Source organism: Amycolatopsis sp. NPDC049688 (assembly GCF_040674975.1).
In the GTDB taxonomy this organism is placed as follows: Bacteria; Actinomycetota; Actinomycetes; order Mycobacteriales; family Pseudonocardiaceae; genus Amycolatopsis.
Genome location: NZ_JBFANY010000030.1, coordinates 22987 through 30283, shown reverse-complemented (window position 1 = coordinate 30283; position 7297 = coordinate 22987). Strand labels below are relative to the sequence as shown.

Annotated in this window: 7 protein-coding genes; 3 read left to right on the top strand and 4 right to left on the bottom strand. The window is 72.7% G+C overall.

Going from position 1 to position 7297, the window contains the following annotated elements:
* Positions 1-100: 100 nt before the first annotated feature.
* From AB0J55_RS44870 to AB0J55_RS44855, 4 genes are all read right to left on the bottom strand, one after another.
* Positions 101-556 carry a DUF6098 family protein gene (locus AB0J55_RS44870; RefSeq protein ID WP_364264045.1) on the bottom strand — a complete coding sequence of 152 codons (456 nt, stop codon included), beginning with the start codon at positions 554-556 and terminating at the stop codon, positions 101-103.
* 33 nt (positions 557-589) lie between these two features.
* Complete coding sequence (locus AB0J55_RS44865) at positions 590-1069, bottom strand: hypothetical protein (RefSeq protein WP_364264042.1); 480 nt, start codon at positions 1067-1069, stop codon at positions 590-592.
* Positions 1066-3453 (bottom strand): nitrate reductase, encoded by a 2388-nt coding sequence (locus AB0J55_RS44860; RefSeq protein WP_364264039.1) that lies wholly within the window; start codon positions 3451-3453, stop codon positions 1066-1068. Before AB0J55_RS44860 ends, AB0J55_RS44865 begins: the two co-directional genes overlap by 4 nt.
* A gap of 77 nt (positions 3454-3530) precedes the next feature.
* Positions 3531-4007 (bottom strand): MarR family transcriptional regulator, encoded by a 477-nt coding sequence (locus AB0J55_RS44855; protein ID WP_364264036.1) that lies wholly within the window; start codon positions 4005-4007, stop codon positions 3531-3533.
* A 79-nt stretch (positions 4008-4086) separates the two neighbouring features.
* Here AB0J55_RS44855 and AB0J55_RS44850 point away from each other — a divergent pair, with 79 nt between their 5' ends.
* From AB0J55_RS44850 to AB0J55_RS44840, 3 genes are read left to right on the top strand one after another with little or no spacing between them, the layout of a single operon-like run.
* Positions 4087-4443 carry a DUF6292 family protein gene (locus tag AB0J55_RS44850; protein WP_364264033.1) on the top strand — a complete coding sequence of 119 codons (357 nt, stop codon included), beginning with the start codon at positions 4087-4089 and terminating at the stop codon, positions 4441-4443.
* Entirely contained in the window at positions 4424-6217 is a 1794-nt protein-coding gene (locus tag AB0J55_RS44845; protein WP_364264030.1) for a thiamine pyrophosphate-requiring protein, read from the top strand. The genes AB0J55_RS44850 and AB0J55_RS44845 overlap by 20 nt, the downstream gene beginning before the upstream one ends.
* Positions 6214-7290 carry an enolase C-terminal domain-like protein gene (locus AB0J55_RS44840; RefSeq protein WP_364264027.1) on the top strand — a complete coding sequence of 359 codons (1077 nt, stop codon included), beginning with the start codon at positions 6214-6216 and terminating at the stop codon, positions 7288-7290. Before AB0J55_RS44845 ends, AB0J55_RS44840 begins: the two co-directional genes overlap by 4 nt.
* The last annotated feature ends 7 nt before the right edge of the window (positions 7291-7297 follow it).

The following is a 7297-nucleotide window of genomic DNA, read 5'->3' as shown; positions in this document are numbered from 1 at the left end:
GGGCTGGCTTGGGGGCCGGGGGGGCCCGGGGGGGGTGCCGGCGGGGGGGTCCGAGCGGGTGGGGGGGGGTGGTGCGTGGTAAGGCGCGTCCTAACTCGCCTTACCACTCACGACGGGCGCGGCGGTCCATCGGGCCCCACTCCCGCGAACCCTGCTCGTCCACCAGCCGCCGGGCTTCCTGCAGCACCTCGTCCGCCACCCACGCCAGCGGCTCCGCGTCCACCACCAGCGGCTCGTTGTCCGGGCCGCGCGCGATCTCCCGGCCGCGCAGCACCCACGGCCGGACGCCGGGGCCGCGCAGCTCGCGCAGGTGCTCGTAGTCGTACAGGCGCCGCGCCAGCCACAGGCGCAGCGACCGGTCCTGCCACCAGCGTTCCAGCCGCAGCGAGTTCGCCGACAGGCCCGGCAGCGCGATCCCGGTCAGCCCGTCGCGGCTCGTGCCCGAGTCCGCCAGATCGACCTCCGGGCCGCGGGACCAGCGGACGTACAGGTCGCCCTCGCCTTCGGCTTCGAAGAGCCGGGTCAGCTCGGCCAGGTCCTTCACCGTGGGCAGCATGATCACGCGGTACCCGGGTGGCGGCCGGCTAACCTAGCTGGTCAGGATCTGCGGCGAGAGCACCTTCAACATCGCGTTCGTCCACTTCAGCTGCCGCAGTGTCTGGGGGTGGCAGCGGCTCGCCAGGTCCAGCAGCTCGGTCTGCTTCGCCGCTTGCGCGCCCTGCGCCAGCAGCTCCCAGTCGAGCGACACGCCCGCCGCCCGGCGGTGCAGCCGGCGCAGGTCGGTCAGCAGCAGCACGCCCGGCTCCGGGCGGCGGCCGCCCAGCTCGGACAGCGCCGTCCGCAGCGGCTCCAGCGGGCCGGGACCGGGCACGTCCTCGGCCAGGTCCAGGCCGTGGGCCCGGCCGGCGCGGGCGAGGTCCCGCACGTGCGCCGCCGACCAGCCCGCCAGGTCGCGGGCGAGGTGGTGGATCTCGTGCTCGGCGTGATGGCGGCCGGACGTCTTCAGCAGGTCCTCGGCCAGCTGCGTCTCGGCGCGGTGCAGTTCCCGCAGGACGAGGTCGAGCTTCATCGGACGACCTCCTCGTCGACGACCGCGGGCACCGGCTCGGCGGCCGGGGCCGGCACCGCCCCGATCCGGCGCAGCGCGGCCGCGGCCGTCTTGAACAGCGGCTGCTTGGACACCGGGTCCCAGTCGGTGAAGGTGAGCTCGTTGGCCGCGCGGTCGCCGTCCTTGCCCGCCGGGTGGTCGGTGTCCCAGTAGCCGTAGTGGAACGGCAGGAAGAGCACGCCGTCGCGGATGCCGCCGACGCGGACCCGGGCGCGGACGGCGCCGCGCGGCGTCGAAACCTCCGCGAGGTCGCCCTCGGCGAGCCCGGCGGCGGCCGCGTCGCGTTCGGACACCTCGAGCCACACCTCCGGCGCCGCCGCCCGCAGCTGCGGCGTCCGGCCGGTCTTGGTGCGCGTGTGGAAGTGGTGGATCGTCCGGCCGTTGATCAGGAAGTACGGGTGGTCCTCGTCGGGGGTTTCGTGCGGCGGCAGGTACTCGGCCGCCTTGAGCATGGCCTTGCCCTCCGGGTTCATCGCCCGGTATTCGGTGGGTTCCATCGGCGCGCCCGTGATGAGGTCTCGGCCGTAGCTTTCGCAGTAATCGGGCTGGGCGAAGAACTTCCCGTCGGTGTAAAGCCGTTCGGTCCCCTCAGGACTGTCCGGAGTGCACGGCCACTGGACGCCGCTGACCTCGCGCAGCTTGGCGTAGCTCAGCCCGCTGTAGTCGCACGGCCGGCCCGCCGACGCGCGTTTCCACGCCTCGAACGCGGTTTCGGCGTCGTGCCACTGCGGGAACGGCTCGCCGTCGTTGCCGCGGAAGTCCATGCGCCGCGCGTAGTCCAGGAAGATGTCGAGATCCGGGCGAGCCTCGCCGGGCGGCTCCACGGCCTTCTCCGACAGGTGCACCGTACGGTCGGCGTTGGTGAACGTGCCGGTCTTCTCCCCCCACATCGCCGCGGGCAGCACCACGTCGGCCAGCTCGGCGGTTTCGGTGAGGAAGGCGTCCTGCACCACCAGGAACAGCCGCGGTGAGTCCAGGATGGACCGGATCCGGTTCAGCTCGGGCAGCGAGACGGCGGGGTTGGTGGCCGACACCCAGAGGAACCGCAGCGTCCCGGTTTCGGCGTAGCGCAGCATCTGCATGAGGTGCGTCGGCGGCCCGTAGTGCGGGATCCTGGCGGTGTCGACGTTCCACAGCTTCGCCAGCTCGGCCACGTGGGCGTCGTTGGCCCAGTTGCGGAACCCGGTCAGATCGCCGTCGGCGCCGCATTCGCGCGTGTTCTCCGCGGTCGGCTGGCCGTTCATCTGCAGCACGCCCGCGCCGGGCTTGCCCAGCATCCCGCGCAGCAGGACGAGGTTGTTGACCTGCACGGCGGCCGCGGACGCCTGGTGCGACTGGTAGAAGCCCTGCAGGACCGTGCACAGCAGCCGTTCCGCGGAGCCGAGCAGCCGGGCGGCTTCGCGGATCTCCCCGTGGTCGAGCCCGCAGATCTCCGCGGCGCGCTCCGGCGGGTAGTCCGCGACCATCGCCGCGAGGTCGTCGTAGCCGACCGTGCAGCGCTGGACGTACTCGAGGTCGGCCCACCCGTGCTCGATGATCTCGTGCAGCAGCCCGTTCATCAGGGCGACGTTGGTCCCGGGCAGCGGCGCCAGGTGCAGCGTCGCCGCCCGGGCGACCGGGGTGTCGCGCGGGTCGACGCAGAGCACCGCCGGCGGGTTCGGCCCGGCGAGCCGGTCGAGGACGCGCGACCACAGGACGGCCTGGGTTTCGGCCATGTTGTGCCCGAAGAGGGCGATCACGTCGGCGTGGTCGACGTCGGTGTACGACGACGGCTGGCCGTCGCAGCCGAAGGACTCCTTCAGCGCAGCGGCCGCGGTCGCCGTGCAGAGCCGGGTGTTGCCGTCGAGGTGGTTGGTGCCCAGGCCGCCGCGGGCGATCGCGGCGAGCGTGTAGTACTCCTCGGCGAACAGCTGGCCGCTGGTGTGGAACCCGAGGGCACCCGGCCCCTGCTCGTCGAGGAGTTCCCTGCTGCGCCGGACGATCAGGTCCATCGCCTCGTCCCAGCTCGCCGCCACGAGCTCGCCGTGCCGGCGCACCAGCGGCGTGGTCAGCCGGTCCGGCGCGGCGTTCGCCTGCCAGGCGAAGAGGTCCTTGGGGTCGAGGCGGCCGTGGTTGACCCGGTCGTCGGCGCGGCCGCGGACCCCGGCGATCCGGCCGTCCTTGACCGCGATGTCGAGCCCGTCGCCGTTCGAGTGCAGCACCGCGGCGCTGCGGACCCACCGGTCGACCTCGTCCGGCCGCAGGCCGTCGGCGAGGTGGCGGTCCACCCGGACCGGCCACGGCTCACCCGGGCCGTAGGGCGTCCTGGTCCCCCAGGGCTCGGTGATTCCGTCGCGCTTTCCCACGGTGAGGACCTCCGATCACGACCGGCCGGCGCCGGGGTTACCCGCTCCGCCGGCCGCCAAACATTTTTCCGCCGACCTTAGTTTGCGCGACGCAACAATGAACGCGAATCCCTTTCGTCCGCTTCGACCGCCCGGGCAAACCGCTCGAAAGCGGACACCGCGGCCTCGCGCGCCGCGGGGCCGAGCCGGGCGAGAACCTCCGCCAGCACCCGGCGGCGGTCGCGGTCGACCCGGTCCACCAGCTGCCGCCCCGCCGCGGCCGGGGCGAGCAGCGTCTCCCGCCGGTTCAGCGGGTTGGGCGCCTTTTCCAGCAGGTTCAGCGCGACCAGCCGATCACACGCCCGGGTGACCGAAGACGGGTTCAGTGCCAGCTCGCGCGCCACCCGGCCCATGGTGACCGGGGTCCGGTCGACCACCACCCGCAGCGCGCGGAACTGGGTCAGCGTCAGCTGTTCGGTGTTCCGCTCGACCGTGGAGTCGGCGATCATCACCATCGCCCGCAACACCGCCAGCGCCGCGTCGGTGCCGTCTTGCTCCTGCCACGTTTGCGTCACGCAAGTATGATAGACGGCGAAAGCGGGTACAGCGATTCGTGAGCGCCGACGGCGACCGCGAAAGGAGGCGTCCGCGCCGGTGAAACCGGATCCCGGGCACGTCGAGGCCACGGCCCTGCGCGACTACGTCGAGACCGTCGCCGAACTGCTGCGCGTCGAGCCGGCCGCATCGTGGAGCGAGTACGGCAGCCCGTCGACCGCCTACATCGCCTTGGCCGCCCGGCACGCGGGCCGGTTCCTGATGCTGGCGTGGACCGACGCCGGCGGCTGGTGCCTGGCCGTGGAACCGGACGGCGCGGAGGAGCCGGCGGTCCTGGTCCGGTGGCCCGAACCGGTGCGGCCGCGGCCCGCCGTCGTGGCCCGCCGGGTCCACGAGGCGCTCACCGAAGCGGCATCGCACGCCAAAGGGAGTACTCATGAGCCAGACAGTCGGTGACTACCTGCTCCAGCGCCTGCGCGAGTGGGGCGTGGAACAGGTCTTCGCCTATCCGGGCGACGGCATCAACGGCATCGTCGCCGCGTTCGGCAAGGCGGACAACCAGCCCCGCTTCGTCCAGGCCCGGCACGAGGAGATGGCCGCGTTCTCGGCCGTCGGCTACGCGAAGTTCAGCGGCAAGGTCGGCGTCTGCATGGCCACCTCGGGCCCGGGCGCGATCCACCTGCTCAACGGCCTCTACGACGCGAAGCTCGACCACGTCCCGGTGGTCGCGATCGTCGGGCAGACCGCACGCAGCGCGATGGGCGGCAGCTACCAGCAGGAAGTGGACCTGCAGGCGCTCTACAAGGACGTCGCGAGCGAGTACCTCGTCGAGGTCAACGTGGCCGAACAGCTGCCGAACGCGCTCGACCGGGCCATCCGGACGGCCGAGTCGTCCCGCTGCCCGACCGCCCTGATCATCCCCGCGGACCTGCAGGAGGAGCCGTACTCCCCGCCCCAGCACGCGTTCAAGCAGGTGCCGTCCAGCCCGCCGAGCACGGCGTGGTCGCGGCCGGTGCCCGCGGAGCCGGACATCGACGCGGCGGCCGAGGTGCTCAACGCGGGCGAGAAGGTCGCCATCCTGGTCGGGCAGGGCGCGCGCGGCGCGGCCGAGGAGGTCCGCGAAGTCGCCGAGGTCACCGGTGCGGGCGTGGCGAAGGCGTTGCTGGGCAAGGACGTCCTGCCCGACGACCTGCCGTGGGTGACCGGCTCGATCGGGCTGCTCGGCACCCGGCCGAGCTACGAGATGATGCGCGACTGCGACACGCTGCTGATCGTCGGCTCGAACTTCCCCTACAGCCAGTTCCTGCCGGACTTCGGGCAGGCGCGAGCGGTGCAGATCGACCTGGACGGCCGGTTCATCGGGATGCGCTACCCGACCGAGGTCAACCTGGTCGGGGACAGCGCGGCCACCCTGCGTGCCCTGCTGCCGCGGCTGAAGAGCAAGCCGGACCGGTCGTGGCGCGAGACGATCGAGAAGAACGTCGCGTCCTGGTGGGACACCGTCGAGAAGGAAGCCGCCGTCGACGCGCAGCCGGTGAACCCGATGGCCGTCGTGTCGGAGCTGTCGAAGCGGATCCCGGAGAACGCGATCGTCACGGCGGACTCCGGCTCGTCCACCAACTGGTACGCGCGCAACCTGCGCATCCGCGGCGACATCCGCGGGTCGCTGTCGGGCACCCTCGCCACGATGGGCCCGGGCGTGCCGTACGCCATCGGCGCCAAGTTCGCCCACCCGGACCGGCCGGTGATCGCCCTGGTCGGCGACGGCGCCATGCAGATGAACGGCCTCGCCGAGCTGATCACCGTCGCGCGCTACCAGCACCTCTGGAGCGATCCGCGGTGCGTGATCTGCGTCTTCCACAACAACGACCTCAACCAGGTCACCTGGGAGCTGCGCGCGATGGGCGGGGCGCCGAAGTTCGAGGAGTCCCAGAGCCTGCCGGACGTCGACTACGCCGGCTTCGCGCTGTCCCTCGGGCTCGCGGCCGTCACGGTGGACAAGCCGGAGCAGCTGGCCTCGGCCTGGGACACCGTGCTCACTGCGGGCAAGCCGGCGGTGCTGGACGTCCGCTGCGACCCGGACGTGCCGCCGATCCCGCCGCACGCCACGTTCGAGCAGGTGAAGTCGGCCGCCCAGGCCGTCCTCAAGGGCGACCCCGACGCGTTCCACCTCGTCGCCCAGGGCGTCAAGACGAAGCTGCAGGAATTCCTGCCCGGGAAGAGCCGGTGACCACGGTCGAGCGGGTCGGCGCCCGGGCCTACCGGGTGCCGACCCCCGCGCCCGAGGCCGACGGGACGCTGACCTGGGATGCCACCACGATCGTCGTGGTGCACGTCGAAGCCGGCGGGATCCGCGGGCTGGGCTGGACCTATGCCGACGCCGCCTGCGTTCCGCTGGTCGAGGGCGTGCTCTCCGGCGCCGTCCGCGGCCGCCCGGTGCTCGACGTCCCCGCCTGCTGGACGGCCATGCAGCACGCGATCCGCAACCTCGGCCGGCCGGGCCTGGTTTCGTGCGCCATGTCCGCCGTCGACATCGCGTTGTGGGACGCGGCCGCCCGGTCGCTCGGGCTGCCGGTGAGCCGGCTGCTCGGCCGGGTGCACGACGAGGTCGCCGTGTACGGCAGCGGCGGCTTCACCACGCTCTCCGACGACGAGCTGGCCGCCCAGCTGGACCACTGGGTGCACGACCTGGGCATCCCGCGGGTGAAGATCAAGATCGGCGAGTCGCCGGACCGCGATCTCGGCCGCGTCGCGCTGGCCCGCAAGGCGATCGGCGAAGACCCGGCGCTGTACGTCGACGCCAACGGCGCCTACTCCCCCGGCCGGGCGCGCCGCGTCGCCGAGCGGCTCCTGGAGTACGGCGTCACGTGGTTCGAGGAACCGGTTTCGAGCGACGACCTGCCCGGGCTCGCGGCGACCCGCTTCCCCGGCGGCCCGGACGTCGCCGCCGGGGAGTACGGCTACGACCTGCCCTACTTCGCGCGCATGCTGCCGGTGGTCGACTGCCTGCAGGTCGACGTCACCCGCTGCGGCGGCTTCACCGAATGGCGGCGGGCCACCGCCCTCGCCGCCGCGGTCAACCGGGACGTCTCGGCGCACTGCGCGCCGAACCTCTCCGCGCACGCGGCCGTCACCACCCCGAACTTCCGGCACATCGAGTGGTTCGCCGACCACGACCGGATCGAGCGGCTCTTCTTCGACGGCTGCCTCGACCCCGCCGGCGGCACCGTGACGCCGTCGATGGCCACGCCCGGCCACGGGCTGGCCTTCCGCGCCGAAGCCGCGGCCGAGTACGCACTCTGAAGGAGGA